The following is a 15,499-nucleotide window of genomic DNA, read 5'->3' on the forward strand; positions in this document are numbered from 1 at the left end:
TAAAAGACACTAACCAAGAAGTGGTATTAAAGGTTATCCGCCCAGATATTCGCCCAGTCATTGATTCAGATCTAAAACTGATGCACCGAATGGCGCGTATAGTCGCCGGAGCGATGCCTGAAGCACGTCGTTTAAAACCAGTTGAAGTCGTGCGTGAATACGAGAAAACCCTGCTTGATGAACTCGACTTGCGACGTGAGGCGGCGAATGCCATTCAGTTGCGCCGCAACTTTGAAGGCAGCGAAGAATTATATGTTCCTGAAGTTTTTCCCGACTTCAGTAATGAAACTGTCATGGTTTCTGAGCGAATATATGGCATTCAAGTCTCTGATATTGAAGGCTTGAAAGCAAATGGCACCAATATGAAATTGCTCGCGGAACGCGGTGTGAGTGTGTTCTTCACTCAGGTGTTCCGAGACAGCTTTTTCCATGCTGATATGCATCCGGGTAATGTGTTCGTCAAACCCGAACATCCAGAGAACCCAATGTGGATAGGGCTAGATTGCGGAATCGTTGGTACACTTAATAGCGAAGACAAGCGTTATCTGGCGGAAAACTTCCTGGCGTTTTTCAATCGTGACTACCGCAGAGTGGCGGAGTTACATGTGGATTCAGGGTGGGTGCCTGCGGATACCAATGTCGATGAGTTTGAGTTCGCGATTCGCATTGTGTGTGAGCCTATTTTTGCTAAGCCATTGTGCGAAATCTCCTTTGGTCATGTGTTGTTGAATTTGTTCAACACGGCACGTCGATTCAATATGGAGGTTCAGCCACAACTTGTACTGTTGCAAAAAACGCTGTTGTACGTGGAAGGGCTTGGTAGGCAGCTATATCCTCAACTTGATTTGTGGGAGACCGCAAAACCATTCCTGGAAGAATGGATGATGAATCAAGTTGGGCCGCAAGCTCTAGTGAATGCGATTAAAGACCGCGCACCATTTTGGGCAGAGAAATTACCTGAACTGCCAGAGCTACTTTACGATAGCCTGAAACAAGGTAAAGCGATGAATCAACGTATGGATCAGCTTTATCAAGGGTATCGCCAGAGCAAGCGCCAGCAGGCGACAGGAAAGTTTTTGTTTGGCGTTGGCGCGACTTTAGTCGTATGCTCGGCAATATTGGTGAACGATGCTTTTGAGCAGCTTTCGTTGGCCTGCGGTATCGCAGGTGTCACATTTTGGCTGCTTAGTTGGCGAGCTTATCGTCAATAGACGTTAAACTCTTGAAATATTTTTGTTTGTTTAAAGACCCGAGGTAAAGAGAATGGGTGGTATCAGTGTTTGGCAACTTCTAATCATTGCTGTAATTGTTGTATTGCTATTCGGAACAAAGAAACTACGCGGTATCGGTGGCGATCTGGGTGGTGCCGTTAAGGGCTTCAAAAAAGCGATGAGCGAAGATGAACCTGCGAAAAATGACAAAGACGCAGACTTCGAACCAAAAAGTCTAGAAGAGCAGCAGAAAAAAGAAGCTGCTCCTGAAACGAAAAAAGACAAAGAGCAGGCGTAAAACGTGTTTGATATCGGTTTTTGGGAACTGGTATTAATATCTGTTGTTGGTCTGGTCGTTCTTGGGCCGGAGCGTTTGCCTCATGCTATTCGCAGCGTGTCTCGCTTTATCGGTGCCGCTAAGAGTATGGCAAATAGCGTCAAAGACGAATTGTCACACGAGCTGAAAGTCCAAGAGCTGCAAGAAAACTTGCGCAAAGCAGAACAAATGGGGATGGATGATTTGTCCCCTGAGTTGAAATCTTCAGTTGAAGAGTTGAAGAAGGCAGCGCAATCTGTAAATCGTCCTTACGCAAAGAACACCGATTCAGAGGCTGAGCCTGTAAAAACAGAGCCAGCAGTCGAAGAGGCCGTGAAAGCGCAAGAGAGCAAGGTTACAGCGGCAGATAAGAAAGCCGAATAGTCTCATTAGGAGGAGCTACTAGTGATTGGTAGCTCCTTTTTGATCTGGTTTTTAATAAGAGGTTTGCCATGTCTACCGTCGAGCAGACACAACCTTTAATTAGTCATTTGTTGGAGCTTCGCAACCGACTACTGCGTTCAATCCTCGCAGTGTTGGTCGTGTTTGTCGGACTAATTTATTTCTCTAACCACATTTACGAGTTTGTTTCCGCACCTTTAGTAGAACGTCTACCTGAAGGCGCGACCATGATTGCTACGGATGTAGCGTCACCTTTTTTTACGCCACTTAAGCTGACGTTAATTGCTTCGGTATTTATTGCGGTGCCGTTTATCTTGTATCAAGTGTGGGCATTTGTAGCGCCAGGTTTGTACAAGCATGAACGTCGATTGATCATGCCACTGCTGTTCTCTAGTTCGCTATTGTTCTACTGTGGAGTGGCATTTGCCTACTTCGTGGTATTTCCATTGGTGTTTGGCTTCTTTACCGCCATCTCTCTTGGTGGAGTAGAGTTTGCAACTGATATCTCGAGTTATCTCGACTTTGTGCTGGCGCTATTTATGGCGTTTGGTATCGCATTCGAGGTGCCTGTTGCGATTATTTTGTTGTGTTGGACTGGGGCCACTACACCAGAAGACTTAAGACAGAAACGTCCTTATATTATAGTGGCTGCGTTTGTCGTAGGTATGGTGTTAACGCCACCAGACATGATCTCGCAAACCTTACTCGCTATTCCGATGTGTTTACTGTTTGAAGTCGGTTTGTTCTTCGCGCGTTTTTATACTCGTCGAAGCGAAGAAGTAGAAGCGGAAACCGAAGAATAAGGCTAATCTAGATGTGAAAAGCGGCTCAATTGAGCCGCTTTTTTTTGCGGTTGGTTTTTTCTTGGGCTAATTACTTAACTTTCATGACGTAACCACATTTTGTGCATACGTATACTTCCTTGATGCCCAGCAGCTTTTGAAAAAAACTGCGCGGTACGCGTTGTAAGTAAGCACCATGTGTACACACTTCAACTTCCATATTCATGCTGTTTTACATTTGTGCTAATTAATGGGCGTAAATCAGTATAGAAAAATAATGTGTCGAGTTGTCGACAGTTTTGCAAAGCGGACGAAGTAAAGTGACGATATGAGAAGTAAGTAGAGTTGCTAGTTAATTATTATGTTTATCAATAATTTTGTATGGATTGTTCTACTATTTCAACGGGTTGAATCGTCCATTCAATAGTTTAGGTGATAAAAAAGCGACGTTGATTTCGTCGCTTTTTTCAATTCTCGTGAACTAAATATTAAACAGCTTTTTGGCATTCTCAGTCGTTATGGCATCGATGGTTGCGATGTCGACATCACGCAAGTCGGCAACACGTTGTGCAACGAGAGAAGTGTAGGCTGGTTCATTACGTTTACCACGGTGTGGCACCGGCGCTAAATATGGACAGTCGGTTTCTAAAATGACCCACTGCATATCCAAATGTGGAATGACTTTATCCATCCCGCCATTCTTAAAGGTTGATACGCCACCTAAGCCTAAGTGGAAGCCTAGCTCATTGATTGCTTGTGCTTCTTCTAAGCTGCCTCCAAAACAGTGGAATACACCACGCAGACGACCATCTTGCTCTTGTCGCAGCAAAGTGAGTGTTTCTTCAATCGAATCACGAGTGTGGATAACGACCGGTAAATCCATCTCTTTTGCCCAGTTAAGTTGAGCTACGAACGCCATTTCTTGCTCAGCGCGATAGGTTTTGTCCCAATACAGGTCGATACCAATTTCGCCCACCGCAATAAACTTGTGTTTCTCAAACCAGCCGCGGATGACTTCCAATGTTTGCTCAACGTTGTTATCCACATAGCAAGGATGGAGTCCCATCATTGAGTGGCACACGTCTGGATACGCCGCTTCGGTTTGTAGCATGGGCTCAATAGAGTCCAGATCGATGTTTGGCAACAGGATTTTATTAATGCCTTGCGTTAAGGCGCGTTGTACTACTTCATCGCGGTCGTTATCAAATTCGCTAGCATAGATGTGCGCGTGGGTATCGATCATCGTTACTCTCTGTGCTTCATGGTTGGTTTCGTATTCGAAGTATACTTGAGTGTGAGTGCTGGGTCATTTTCAGTTTTTTTCATTACCTTTTTCCAGATTGTCACTCGCAACATGCATCAAGAGTGATATGATTTTGTTCACCAGATGATTTGATCATCATAACCGTCCAGACAAGGAGAAAATGGTGTCTGTATCAATTCAAGGTCCATTCCCTGCACGCCGTATGCGTCGTTTACGTAAGCACGATTTTAGTCGTCGTTTGATGGCTGAGAACCAACTTTCTGTTAATGATCTGATTTACCCAATGTTCATTCTTATGGGTAAAGATCGTCGTGAGAGCGTGGAGTCCATGCCGGGTGTAGAGCGTTTGTCGATTGATTTAATGCTAGAAGAAGCACAATACCTTGCAAATCTAGGCGTTCCAGCAATCGCGCTTTTCCCTGTCGTAAACCAAGACGCTAAAAGCTTATGTGCTACTGAAGCCTACAACCCAGAAGGTTTGGTTCAGCGAGCAGTACGAGCGCTTAAAGAACACATTCCTCAAATTGGTGTAATCACAGACGTGGCACTCGACCCATTCACGACACATGGCCAAGACGGCATCATCGATGAAGATGGCTACGTAATGAATGATGAAACCACAGAAGTATTGGTTAAGCAGGCTTTGTCTCATGCAGAAGCGGGTGCTGACGTAGTTGCGCCTTCAGACATGATGGATGGCCGAATTGGTAAGATCCGCGAAGCATTAGAAAACGCGGGCTACATTCATACTCAAATCATGGCTTACTCGGCTAAGTACGCATCGAACTACTACGGACCATTCCGTGATGCGGTTGGCTCTTCTTCAAATCTAAAAGGCGGCAACAAGAAAAACTACCAAATGGACCCAGCAAACATTGATGAAGCGATTCACGAAGTGGCGCTAGACATCAATGAAGGTGCGGACATGGTGATGGTTAAACCTGGTATGCCATACTTAGATGTAGTTCGCCGAGTAAAAACTGAACTTCAAGTACCGACATTTGCTTATCAAGTCTCTGGCGAGTACGCGATGCATAAAGCGGCGATCATGAATGGCTGGCTCAAAGAGCGTGAAATTGTGATGGAATCACTATTGTGCTTCAAACGTGCAGGTGCAGATGGCATCTTAACGTACTTTGCGAAAGACGTTGCTGAGTGGTTGGCAGAAGAGAATGCACAAACTGCTCAACACCTAAATCGTACTCCGGAAGCGACAGAAGAGTAATTATCGCTCAGTGAGAAATACCAGACCAACAAGAGTTGTTCGTCTGTATATACCCAAGTAACCTCAGGCGGATTACAACAGTAACAATCCAAGGTGCTTGGGTATTTTTATTTTGGAGAAGAGAACAATGACAATGCTGATTCGTGAAGGCACATTGGAAGAAGCACTTCAAGTTGTGGCGCGTGTTACCGAGTTTTCGAAAGGAGAAACGGTAGACTCCATGACTCAACGTTTAGAAGAGAAAAACAGTTTAATCCTCGTTGCAGAAAAAAATGGCACGATTGTCGGCTTCAAAATAGGTTACGAATTAGAGGATGGTGTTTTCTATAGCTGGTTAGGTGGTGTTGTCCCTGAAGCTCGAAATGAAGGCGTGGCACAGCTGCTTTTGGAAGCTCAAGAGGATTGGGTGGCAGAACAAGGCTACAACACATTAAAAGTGAAATCTCGAAACCAGTTTCCGGCTATGCTTCGCTTGTTATTGAGAAATGGCTATATCATTGAAAAATTTGAAGAAAAAGTAAATCTTCGAGAGTCTCGAGTGCATTTCATTAAAGCAATGTGAAAATAAATGAGATTTTTTCTCATTTAACTGTTGACTACGAAATGAGAATCATTATTATTAAACCTGTCTTAGGGAATGAGGAAAGTTCACAAGGACGTTGAGTGACTTATTAACAGAAGTTAATTAACTGAAAGTTGAGAAGTGATGAAACATTTTTCCGAGAACTTGCACGAATTCTTTTTGACACGACATTGCTCACATTGCTTCCAGTGTAATTTATAGCTTCTTGGTTAAGCTGCTCTATTTACAGAATTTGCTTTACCACTTCTGCTAGGCGACCCCATTCGGGTCGCTTTTTTCTTTTCTACGATTTCTATTTGACGTCACTATTAATATCTTTTCCACATGCGATGATCATTTTAGGATCGTTGATCTTCTCGCCGTTATGTAAATTTATTATTATAAATCAATAGTTTGAGTTGGTGTTTTCTTGTGTTTTTTGTTATTGGATAACCAGTGGATAATTTCTATAAACAGAGTTATCCACAGGGGGTGGTGTTTTCGTGAATAAAGTCGGAAAAATTTACGCGACCTAGATCGAGCGAACAAGATAGATTCAGATCAGCAGTCATGGCATCCTAGGCAGATCTCTCAAGTACTGAATTGGATACAGACAATTATGGCAAGTATTCCTGAAAATCCGTTGATCCTTATCGACGGCTCTTCTTACCTATATCGCGCTTTTCACGCCTACCCGGGCACCATGAGCAATGGTGAAATTCCAACTAATGCCGTTTACGGCGTCGTGAACATGTTACGCAGCATGATGCGTCAGTTTGCGTCTGAGCGCATCGCGGTGGTTTTCGATGCAAAGGGAAAAACCTTTCGTGATGATATGTATGCAGAATACAAAGCGAATCGTCCGCCAATGCCGGATGACCTGCGTTGTCAAATTGAACCATTACACAATGTTATTCGTGCAATGGGTTTGCCGCTGATCTGTGTTCCTGGCGTCGAGGCGGATGACGTCATCGGTACGTTAGCATACCAAGCATCACAAAAGGGCATGCCTGTATTGATCAGTACTGGTGATAAAGACATGGCGCAGCTAGTGGATGATAACATTACCTTGATCAACACCATGACGAACGTCGTAATGGATCGTGAAGGTGTGGTTGAAAAGTTTGGCATTCCACCTGAGTTGATCATCGACTACTTAGCACTGATGGGCGATAAAGTAGATAACATTCCTGGTGTACCGGGTGTCGGTGATAAAACGGCGACCGCACTACTGCAAGGTATTGGTGGTCTGACGAAGTTGTATGAAAACCTCGATGATATTGCAGGGCTTGGTTTCCGTGGTTCTAAAACCATGGCGAAAAAGCTCATCGACAACAAAGAAAATGCCATGCTTTCGTATGAGCTCGCGACCATCAAATTGGATGTTGAGCTTGAGGAAACGCCAGAATCATTGCTGAAAGCGGAACCAAATAAAGACGAATTAGTGAAGCTGTATGGCCAACTGACGTTTAAATCTTGGTTGAATGAACTACTTGAAGGCGGTTCTGGATCAGTGGAGGCCGTAGAGCTTGCAGGATCTTCACAAGCTTCTTCTTCTCAAGCCGAGATGGAAACTTCTGCGGTAACAATCGATCGCAGCCAATATGAAACAATTCTGGATAAAGAAACCTTCAATGCTTGGCTAGATAAACTTCAAACGGCTGAGCTGTTTGCATTTGATACGGAGACCGATAACCTAGATTACATGCTAGCGAATCTAGTTGGTTTGTCATTCGCTGTCGATGAAGGTATTGCGGCTTATGTGCCAGTTGCACATGACTATTTAGATGCGCCTGAACAGCTTGATCGTGATTGGGTACTAGAACAGCTGAAGCCAATTCTTGAAGATGCAGCGAAAGCAAAAGTCGGTCAAAACTTAAAGTATGATGCGTCTGTACTCGCTCGTTACGACATTGAGCTAAAAGGTATCAAGCACGACACGATGTTGGAATCGTATATCTACAACAGTGTCGGCGGTAAACACGATATGGACAGCTTGGCGCTTCGCTTCCTACAGCACAGCTGCATTTCTTTTGAGCAAATTGCAGGTAAAGGCAAAAATCAGCTTACGTTTAACCAAATCGAACTGGAACAAGCATCGCCATACGCGGCAGAAGATGCGGATGTGACCCTTCGTCTGCACAATCGCTTGTTTGCTAATATCGAGCAGGATGAAAGCCTGAAGACAGTTTACGAAGAGATTGAAATGCCGTTGGTGCCAGTTCTTTCGCGCATTGAACGCACTGGGGTCTTTATCGATGAAATGAAGCTGAGTGCGCAGTCGGTCGAGATTACCGCTCGCCTTGATGAGCTTGAAAAGAAAGCGTACGAAATTGCAGAGCAAGAGTTTAACATGAACTCGCCAAAGCAATTACAAGCCATCCTATTTGAAAAAATGGGTTTACCGGTTGTGAAGAAAACGCCATCAGGCACACCATCGACGAATGAAGAAGTTCTGCAAGAACTCGCGCTAGACTACCCACTACCAAAACTGATTTTGGAATACCGTGGTTTGGCGAAGCTAAAATCAACTTACACCGACAAACTGCCGAAGATGATCAACCCATCAACGGGGCGCGTGCATACTTCTTACCACCAAGCAGTGACTGCAACGGGTCGTCTATCTTCTACTGATCCGAACTTACAGAACATTCCAATTCGTAACGAAGCTGGCCGTCGTATTCGTCAAGCGTTTGTCGCGCCATCAGGGCATAAAATCTTAGCGGTCGACTACTCGCAAATCGAACTTCGCATCATGGCGCACCTTTCTGGTGACCAAGCGTTATTGGATGCATTCCGTGATGGCAAAGATATCCACGCGGCAACCGCAGCAGAAATCATGGGTGTTTCTATTGAAGACGTTTCAAGTGAGCAACGTCGTCGTGCGAAAGCGGTTAATTTCGGTCTTATTTACGGCATGAGTGCGTTTGGTTTGGCGAAGCAATTAGGCATTCCTCGTGGTGAGGCTCAAGCGTACATGGATACATACTTTGAACGTTACCCAGGCGTGATGCAGTACATGGAAGACACACGCAGCACGGCAGCAGATAAAGGGTATGTTGAAACGATTTTTGGTCGACGTTTGCATTTACCAGAAATCAAATCGCGCAACGGGATGCGTCGTAAAGCTGCTGAACGTGCGGCAATCAACGCACCAATGCAAGGTACGGCTGCGGACATCATTAAGAAAGCGATGCTGTTGGTTGATCAGTGGATTCAGGAAGAAGGCAATGGTCGTGTGAAGTTATTAATGCAAGTACACGATGAATTGGTCTTTGAAGTTGAAGAGTCATCATTGTCCGAAATTGAAAGTAAAGTACAGAAATTGATGGAATCTGCAGCAGAGCTAAAAGTACCGTTGGTTGCAGAAGCAGGTCACGGTGATAACTGGGATCAAGCTCATTAGTCACTTTTAGACCAAAATAACCAATTAATTATGAGCCAGCGCACAAACGCTGGCTTTTTTTTGAGATTAAAAAAGCTAGCGCAAAGTTAACTTTGATGTTGCTTAATAAAAATTTCATGAAAAAAAACTACAAAAATTCTTTGCAATTCTGACCAATTGTTGTACATTAATACTCGTAGGGTACAGAGGTAAGATGTTCTATCTTTCAGACCTTTTGTTTCACGTTATTGGATTAGGCTGATTCAGCCGCCCCAGTCAGTTTTTGACTGGGGCGTTTTTTATTGGACGAAAGAAAATTATTCTTTTGGATCAGTAGCTTAAAGTAAGCCTTCAGAAACCTTCTTTTTTGACCTTTCTAAATCACTGCAAAATCTCGATTTTTCCTTCAAATTTATCGCGTTATTCATCCTGTAAATTTACGCCAGTCACACTATTATTTTTTCTTGAAGGAAACTAAGTTACATCTTTTTTGAAGCTTTGCTTGGCTTAACTGTCTGAATTGTAAAGCTATTGGGTGTTTTTCGAGTGAATGTTTGGTGATGCACAGGAAACAAGAGCGCTTTTTAACCTATTGAAATCGAATCTCAGTTCAGCAATGCTTCGTCACATAACAATAATTACCAATTTTTCTCTCCCGTTATCCCTGCCAGGAAGGCGGGGATTTTTATTGCCTGTTATTTAGTTCAGATAAACAAAAGCCCCACCAAATGGCAGGGCCGTGTCGAAGAAATTTAACAAATATTGTTAATTATTCTTCATCGCTCGCAGGTGTCTCTTGTTCGTCTTCTTCTATCAGGTGCGCTAGTGCTGGTGCAAACCAGATATCCAGTTTTGCACGTAGTTGATCGACACCTAATCCTTTAAGTGAAGAGAACACATCAACAGAAACGTCACCACCGAAAGTTTCTACTTGCTTACGAACTTTCAGTAGAGTTTGTTTGCGTGCACCACTTTTTAGTTTATCTGCTTTGGTTAGCAAAACCTGCACAGGAATGTGGCTATCGATGGCCCAGAAAATCATTTGTTGGTCGAGATCTTTCATTGGATGACGAATGTCCATTAGAACCACTAAGCCTTTTAGGCACTCGCGTTTCTGTAGGTATTCACCCAAAGATTTCTGCCATTTGTTTTTCATCTCTACCGGTACTTGAGCAAAACCGTATCCAGGTAGATCGACAATGTGACAACCTTCTTCTACTTTGAAAAGGTTGATTAATTGCGTACGACCAGGTGTCTTTGATGTCTTGGCTAAGCTTTTTTGATTAGTTAGACGGTTAAGTGCACTCGATTTACCAGCGTTTGAGCGTCCTGCAAACGCAATTTCGACACCTTCGTCTTCCGGCAGGTGACGAATATCGGGTGCGCTGGTGATGAAATGCGTATTTTGGTAATGAATTTTTACGCTCACTGTTAACTCCATCTCGACTTTGTGTAGTCGATTGATTACTTTTTTGTGAAAATGTGTAAAATAACCGTGCTCGGCATAAGGTCGCCTATTGTACCATGAGTGTACGCGGTATGTTCACATTCCGTGGTACTGGAAGCTTGATAATTATAATGGAATGTCATGAAGAAATTAGCGCTAATTTTGAGTCTTTTAGCCAGTTGCTCAGTATGGGCCCAAGGTAATATTGAGGCTGGTAAAGCAAAATCACAAACCTGTGTCGCCTGTCACGGAGCAGATGGCAACAGTGCAATAACAACGTACCCGAAACTCGCAGGCCAACACGCTAAGTATCTTGAGAAGCAGTTAAAAGAACTTAAGCTAGGCATGACAAGTGGTGGTAAACAAGGTCGTTACGATCCTGTAATGAGTGGTATGGCAATGCCACTGAGCGATGAAGATATCGCAGACCTATCTGCTTACTACGCTTCGCTACCAGTTTCAGAAAACTCAACACCTGAAGATGTAGTAGCAAAAGGCAAAACGCTTTATACCGCTGGTGATGCCGAGCGTGGCCTAACCGCATGTATTGCATGTCATGGTCCTCGTGGCAATGGTACTGAGCTTTCAGGTTTCCCGAAAATTTCTGGTCAGCATGCTGACTACATCAAAGCTCAGCTAGAAAAATTCCGTGATGGCGACCGTGGCAATGATATGAATGCCATGATGCGCGACATCGCGAAGAAAATGACAGACGAAGATATCGAAGTGCTGTCTAAATACGTTGGCGGTCTGCACTAATATACCTAAATCGCTCAAGATCCTGCATCTTGAGCTGGTTGGGTAGATGTCCCTACATCGTTCGAGCAACTTGTACAAAAATGCCCTAGTGAATCCACTAGGGCATTTTTGTTCGTGACAGATATCACAGTCGAGTTTGGATGCGAAAGCGATAGTTGGCTCGGCAGTTTGTGAGACATTTGCCATACTTGATGTTGGCTTTTTCTTGTTAGTGTTTTTAAGCTTTTGATTAAATGATAATTTTGATTTTTTAGAAAAATAGGCGGATTATTTTTTCAACCCATTACTTGTGAGCATAACGGGATGGCGTAAAGTAGAAGTCGTTCACAGGGAGTGAATGTAAGGATTTAAGACCACGGTTTAGGTCTCCAAGGATGTAGCTCGGATGCTTGGTGATTTAGAAAGGGATTTAGATAGGTAGGGAGCCTATCAGATAAGGATGGTCATCTCGTCTGACGGTTAAGACAGTGAAACGGATCAGGCACAGGAAGTTGCTCAGTAGACAGGAAGTAAACGGATAGCCAAAACTCATCAGGAAGATGAAAAACAACTCTTTTTGGCAGGGAAAGCTCTAAAAACAAAGGGATCATTGGTGCACCAAATGTGTGCAACACAGTTTCGCCAATTGATGGCACTTAGAAAGCGACAGTCTGACTGTCGCTTTTTTTATATCCGTTGACTTGCTCAGTCGTAACTTGAATTGAGATTACTGCACTTATTTAGCTTTATAGGTTGTAAACAAAGTTTTTTAATAAAAATTGCTGAAAAAATACTCAACAACACTCCAATCCGAGTTCACTTTCTGGTATGTTTCGCATCCCTGTTTGAGGAAGTCAGCATGCATACCTGTCCTTTATGCCAAAATCAGCGCACTCACCATTATTTTGAAGATAAGCGTCGTGAATATCTTCAATGTGAGCAGTGCAGCTTGGTATTCGTAAATCCAGACCAACGTTTGGATGCGGAAAGCGAAAAAGCTCACTATGATTTGCATGAGAACAACCCCGATGATTTGGGTTACCGACGCTTTTTGTCGCGTATTGCTGACCCGATCACAGAGCGAATTTCTCCACAATCAAATGGTATCGACTTTGGTTGTGGTCCTGGCCCAACGCTCTCCTTGATGCTGGAAGAGGCGGGGCACAACATGGCGTTGTACGATCTCTACTACCACCCTGATACGTCGGTTTTAGAAAAAACGTACGACTTCATGACAGCAACAGAGGTGATAGAGCACCTCTACCACCCAGATTTGGTGTGGAAGCAATGGTTGAATTTAGTTAAGCCAGGGGGCTGGATAGGCCTGATGACGAAAATGGTCATCGACGTGGAGGCTTTCAAATCATGGCATTATAAGAACGATCTCACTCACGTAGTGTTCTTTAGTCGTGACACGTTCCAGTTCCTAGCAGAGCGGGATAAGCTCGAACTCGAATTTATTGGTAATGATGTAATTTTACTGAGGAAACCCCAGTAATGAGCCGTAGTAAAAAATCTAGAAAACCGGGTGCCGCTGGTGCACCTGAGTTTGTTGTAACTCGTAACCGTACAGAATCTGATGTGGAAGGCCGCTTACGCAAGCGTGCTAAAAAGCGTAAAGGTCTGAAAACGGGTAACCGTAACTCAGAAGTTAACGAGCAGAAAAAGCAAGCTGCTGCACAAAATCGCGACCCGCGCTTAGGCAGCAAAAAGAAAATACCTCTGATTGTTGAACCTGCGAAGAAAATGACGAAGCAAGAGCGTCGTTTGTCGGCAGAGCAAGAACTAGAGATGCTAGAAAATGACGCGCAATTGAACGTGTTGCTAGACCGTATTGAAGCGGGTGAAAACCTGGGCACAGGTCTACAGAAATTCGTCGATGAGAAACTCGATCGCATTGAGAAGCTAATGGACCAACTAGGTTTGTTGGAACCTGAAGAAGAGGAAGACTTCACTGCACCTGCTGAGAAAAGCACGCGCAACGATGATGACTTGCTGGCAGATTTCGACGATATTAATTTCGACGACTATAAAGGATAATTAAGCTATGAATGTAACCTTATTAGCTATTGCTGGTGTTGTGATTATCATCGCACTCGCTTCTTATGCAGGTTACCTTCTGCTTCAATTGAAAAAGCAAAAGGAATTGCAGCTGAAGCATCAAAAATTGGCGATAGACAAACGTAACGCCAACATTTTTGAGAATGTGCATACCTTGTGTCAGGCGGGCATTCAAGGGCAGTGCGATTTATCTGAAATCAGTATCCGTGTGTATAACATCATGGATTATGTACAAGGTGAAGACCGCGTTGATTTCGATAAAACGTACCCTGCGATTTCTGAGCTTTACCACATAGTGAAAGATATGGCGCGTGGCGAAGAACGCCAACAACTTGCCAAGAAAGAGCGTATGCAACAGAACTTGACGCGTCATAAAGCGGAAAGCCGCCTCACTGATGCGATTATTGAGGAGCTCAAAGTGTTGCAGAAAAACGTCCAGCCACTGAATAATCAAATCAATATTCAGATGATTTAAGCGCGACCCCCAATAGTCTCCTTATGGCTAATGGGGGTATCGTGATCACGCTAGCACTTCTTTAGTTTTATACTTAAAAAGCCAGTCGGCGTTGCCACGCTTGTCATCGTCGTATGGCAAAATAGCGGCTCTGAATATCGGGTGACGGCTTTCGTTGCCCTAGCATTTAACGGAAAGTACCACCATGTCGAATCAACACACTGAATCGAAACAGCAAATCGTCTGGGATCAAGCGGTATTGGATAAGTACAACTATTCCGGGCCTCGTTATACGTCGTACCCAACGGCGCTGGAGTTTCATGAAGCGTTCACCATTTCTGATTATGATATGGCATGCACTCAATACCCAGAACGCCCATTATCGCTGTACGTACACATTCCGTTCTGTCACAAGCTTTGTTACTACTGTGGATGTAATAAAGTCATTACACGCCACTCGCACAAAGCGGATGAATACCTCGACGTGCTTGAACACGAAATTCGTCAACGTGCTGCATTACTTGCTAGTCGCACCGTGACGCAATTGCATTTTGGTGGTGGTACACCGACGTTTCTCTCTGAAAAGCAAATCACGCGTGTAATGAGCCTGCTACGCCAAGAGTTTACTTTTAGCAGCGATGCTGAAATCAGTATCGAGGTTGACCCGCGTGAAATCGAGCTGACCATGCTGGATCATCTGCGTAGTGAAGGCTTCAACCGTCTGAGCATTGGTGTGCAGGACTTCAACAAAGAAGTTCAGCAGCTTGTGAACCGTGAGCAAGATGAAGAATTTATCTTTGCCATGGTAGCTCGTGCGAAAGAACTTGGTTTCCGTTCGACTAACCTTGATTTGATTTACGGCTTACCGAAACAAACTAAGGCGTCTTTTGCGAAAACATTAGAGCAAGTGCTAGAAATGCAACCGGGTCGTTTGTCTGTGTTTAACTACGCACACATGCCGCAATTGTTCGCTGCGCAGCGTAAGATTAAAGACGACGATTTGCCAAAAGCGGAAGAGAAGATGGCTATTCTGCAAGACACCATCGCAACGCTAACAGGCGCTGGTTACCAGTTCATCGGCATGGACCACTTTGCAATGCCGGATGATGAGCTTGCTGTGGCTCAGCGTGAAGGTATTTTGCATCGCAACTTCCAAGGCTACACGACGCAAGGTGAATGTGACTTGGTAGGCTTTGGGGTTTCTGCGATTTCAATGATTGGTGATGCGTACGCGCAAAACCAAAAAGAGTTGAAGAAATACTATGCACAAGTGAATGAATCTCGCCATGCATTGTGGAAAGGTGTATCACTGGATGCGGATGACCTATTGCGTCGCGAAGTGATCAAACAGCTTATCTGTAACTTCAAGTTGGACAAGAAGGCCATTGAGTCTGAGTTTAGCGTGCAGTTCGATCAATACTTCAAAGAAGACTTAGGTCTACTGCAAACCTTTATCAATGATCAGTTGGTAGAAGTGGATGACAATGAAATTCGTGTGACGCTGCGAGGTCGTTTGCTGATCCGTAATATTTGTATGAGCTTCGATAAGTACCTGCGAGCGAAGGCGCGTCAGCAACAATTCTCTCGTGTTATTTAATCAGAGATACAGATTCAAGATATAAAAAATGCCAGCAGATGCTGGCATTTTTTTA

General features: G+C 44.0%; 14 protein-coding genes. 12 read left to right on the top strand and 2 right to left on the bottom strand.

Going from position 1 to position 15,499, the window contains the following annotated elements; genetic code table 11:
• From R7P72_RS22310 to tatC, 4 genes are all read left to right on the top strand, one after another.
• Nucleotides 1-1,211, top strand: a 1,211-nt coding sequence (locus R7P72_RS22310) for an AarF/UbiB family protein (protein WP_318110761.1), incomplete at its 5' end; no start/stop codon positions are given.
• A 52-nt stretch (nucleotides 1,212-1,263) separates the two neighbouring features.
• Nucleotides 1,264-1,509: a Sec-independent protein translocase subunit TatA gene (tatA, locus tag R7P72_RS22315; protein ID WP_005382958.1), complete on the top strand. Its 246-nt coding sequence runs from the start codon at nucleotides 1,264-1,266 to the stop codon at nucleotides 1,507-1,509.
• Nucleotides 1,510-1,512: 3 nt separating this feature from the next.
• A complete protein-coding gene (gene tatB, locus R7P72_RS22320) occupies nucleotides 1,513-1,911 on the top strand; it encodes a Sec-independent protein translocase protein TatB (protein ID WP_017635021.1) in 399 nt (132 codons plus the stop codon).
• 68 nt (nucleotides 1,912-1,979) lie between these two features.
• Complete coding sequence (gene tatC, locus R7P72_RS22325) at nucleotides 1,980-2,732, top strand: twin-arginine translocase subunit TatC (protein WP_005379234.1); 753 nt, start codon at nucleotides 1,980-1,982, stop codon at nucleotides 2,730-2,732.
• Between the two features lie 460 nt (nucleotides 2,733-3,192).
• On the opposite strand, the gene R7P72_RS22330 is transcribed toward tatC, so the two are convergent.
• Nucleotides 3,193-3,954, bottom strand: coding sequence for a TatD family hydrolase (locus tag R7P72_RS22330; protein WP_213907357.1), 762 nt, complete (start codon nucleotides 3,952-3,954; stop codon nucleotides 3,193-3,195).
• A gap of 184 nt (nucleotides 3,955-4,138) precedes the next feature.
• Between R7P72_RS22330 and hemB the strand changes: the two genes are divergently transcribed.
• The 3 genes from hemB to polA all read left to right on the top strand — a co-directional run bounded on the left by hemB (nucleotide 4,139) and on the right by polA (nucleotide 9,168).
• The gene (gene hemB, locus R7P72_RS22335) at nucleotides 4,139-5,200 is read left to right on the top strand and encodes a porphobilinogen synthase (protein WP_031777176.1); all 1,062 of its coding nucleotides are present in this window, start codon (nucleotides 4,139-4,141) and stop codon (nucleotides 5,198-5,200) included.
• A 127-nt stretch (nucleotides 5,201-5,327) separates the two neighbouring features.
• Nucleotides 5,328-5,762: a GNAT family N-acetyltransferase gene (locus R7P72_RS22340; protein WP_005379245.1), complete on the top strand. Its 435-nt coding sequence runs from the start codon at nucleotides 5,328-5,330 to the stop codon at nucleotides 5,760-5,762.
• A gap of 619 nt (nucleotides 5,763-6,381) precedes the next feature.
• Nucleotides 6,382-9,168, top strand: a complete 2,787-nt coding sequence (gene polA / locus R7P72_RS22345; protein WP_005379246.1) for a DNA polymerase I — start codon at nucleotides 6,382-6,384, stop codon at nucleotides 9,166-9,168.
• Nucleotides 9,169-9,916: 748 nt separating this feature from the next.
• Here the strand turns inward: polA and yihA are convergent.
• Nucleotides 9,917-10,576, bottom strand: a complete 660-nt coding sequence (gene yihA / locus R7P72_RS22350) for a ribosome biogenesis GTP-binding protein YihA/YsxC (RefSeq protein ID WP_031779017.1) — start codon at nucleotides 10,574-10,576, stop codon at nucleotides 9,917-9,919.
• A gap of 159 nt (nucleotides 10,577-10,735) precedes the next feature.
• On the opposite strand from yihA, the gene R7P72_RS22355 reads away from it, so the two are divergent.
• The 5 genes from R7P72_RS22355 (at nucleotide 10,736) to hemN (ending at nucleotide 15,444) form a co-directional block, all read left to right on the top strand.
• Complete coding sequence (locus R7P72_RS22355) at nucleotides 10,736-11,353, top strand: c-type cytochrome (protein WP_005379248.1); 618 nt, start codon at nucleotides 10,736-10,738, stop codon at nucleotides 11,351-11,353.
• An 838-nt stretch (nucleotides 11,354-12,191) separates the two neighbouring features.
• Nucleotides 12,192-12,830, top strand: a complete 639-nt coding sequence (locus R7P72_RS22360) for a class I SAM-dependent methyltransferase (RefSeq protein WP_005379250.1) — start codon at nucleotides 12,192-12,194, stop codon at nucleotides 12,828-12,830.
• Nucleotides 12,830-13,372, top strand: a complete 543-nt coding sequence (gene yihI, locus R7P72_RS22365; RefSeq protein ID WP_005379252.1) for a Der GTPase-activating protein YihI — start codon at nucleotides 12,830-12,832, stop codon at nucleotides 13,370-13,372. The genes R7P72_RS22360 and yihI overlap by 1 nt, the downstream gene beginning before the upstream one ends.
• Before the next feature lie 7 nt (nucleotides 13,373-13,379).
• The gene (locus tag R7P72_RS22370; RefSeq protein ID WP_005379254.1) at nucleotides 13,380-13,868 is read left to right on the top strand and encodes a DUF2489 domain-containing protein; all 489 of its coding nucleotides are present in this window, start codon (nucleotides 13,380-13,382) and stop codon (nucleotides 13,866-13,868) included.
• A gap of 184 nt (nucleotides 13,869-14,052) precedes the next feature.
• Nucleotides 14,053-15,444: an oxygen-independent coproporphyrinogen III oxidase gene (hemN, locus tag R7P72_RS22375; RefSeq protein ID WP_005379256.1), complete on the top strand. Its 1,392-nt coding sequence runs from the start codon at nucleotides 14,053-14,055 to the stop codon at nucleotides 15,442-15,444.
• Nucleotides 15,445-15,499 lie beyond the last annotated feature (55 nt).

The sequence above is a fragment of the Vibrio sp. Vb0888 genome (assembly GCF_033338835.1).
GTDB lineage: Bacteria > Pseudomonadota > Gammaproteobacteria > Enterobacterales > Vibrionaceae > Vibrio > Vibrio alginolyticus.

What these genes read in the sequence shown, in the direction of transcription:
- tatA (WP_005382958.1), top strand. Translation starts at nt 1,264, where the DNA reads ATGGGTGGTATCAGTGTTTGGCAACTTCTAATCATTGCTGTAATTGTT.
- tatC (WP_005379234.1), top strand. Translation starts at nt 1,980, where the DNA reads ATGTCTACCGTCGAGCAGACACAACCTTTAATTAGTCATTTGTTGGAG.
- R7P72_RS22330 (WP_213907357.1), bottom strand. Translation starts at nt 3,954, where the DNA reads ATGATCGATACCCACGCGCACATCTATGCTAGCGAATTTGATAACGAC.
- R7P72_RS22340 (WP_005379245.1), top strand. Translation starts at nt 5,328, where the DNA reads ATGACAATGCTGATTCGTGAAGGCACATTGGAAGAAGCACTTCAAGTT.
- polA (WP_005379246.1), top strand. Translation starts at nt 6,382, where the DNA reads ATGGCAAGTATTCCTGAAAATCCGTTGATCCTTATCGACGGCTCTTCT.
- R7P72_RS22355 (WP_005379248.1), top strand. Translation starts at nt 10,736, where the DNA reads ATGAAGAAATTAGCGCTAATTTTGAGTCTTTTAGCCAGTTGCTCAGTA.
- R7P72_RS22360 (WP_005379250.1), top strand. Translation starts at nt 12,192, where the DNA reads ATGCATACCTGTCCTTTATGCCAAAATCAGCGCACTCACCATTATTTT.
- yihI (WP_005379252.1), top strand. Translation starts at nt 12,830, where the DNA reads ATGAGCCGTAGTAAAAAATCTAGAAAACCGGGTGCCGCTGGTGCACCT.
- R7P72_RS22370 (WP_005379254.1), top strand. Translation starts at nt 13,380, where the DNA reads ATGAATGTAACCTTATTAGCTATTGCTGGTGTTGTGATTATCATCGCA.
- hemN (WP_005379256.1), top strand. Translation starts at nt 14,053, where the DNA reads ATGTCGAATCAACACACTGAATCGAAACAGCAAATCGTCTGGGATCAA.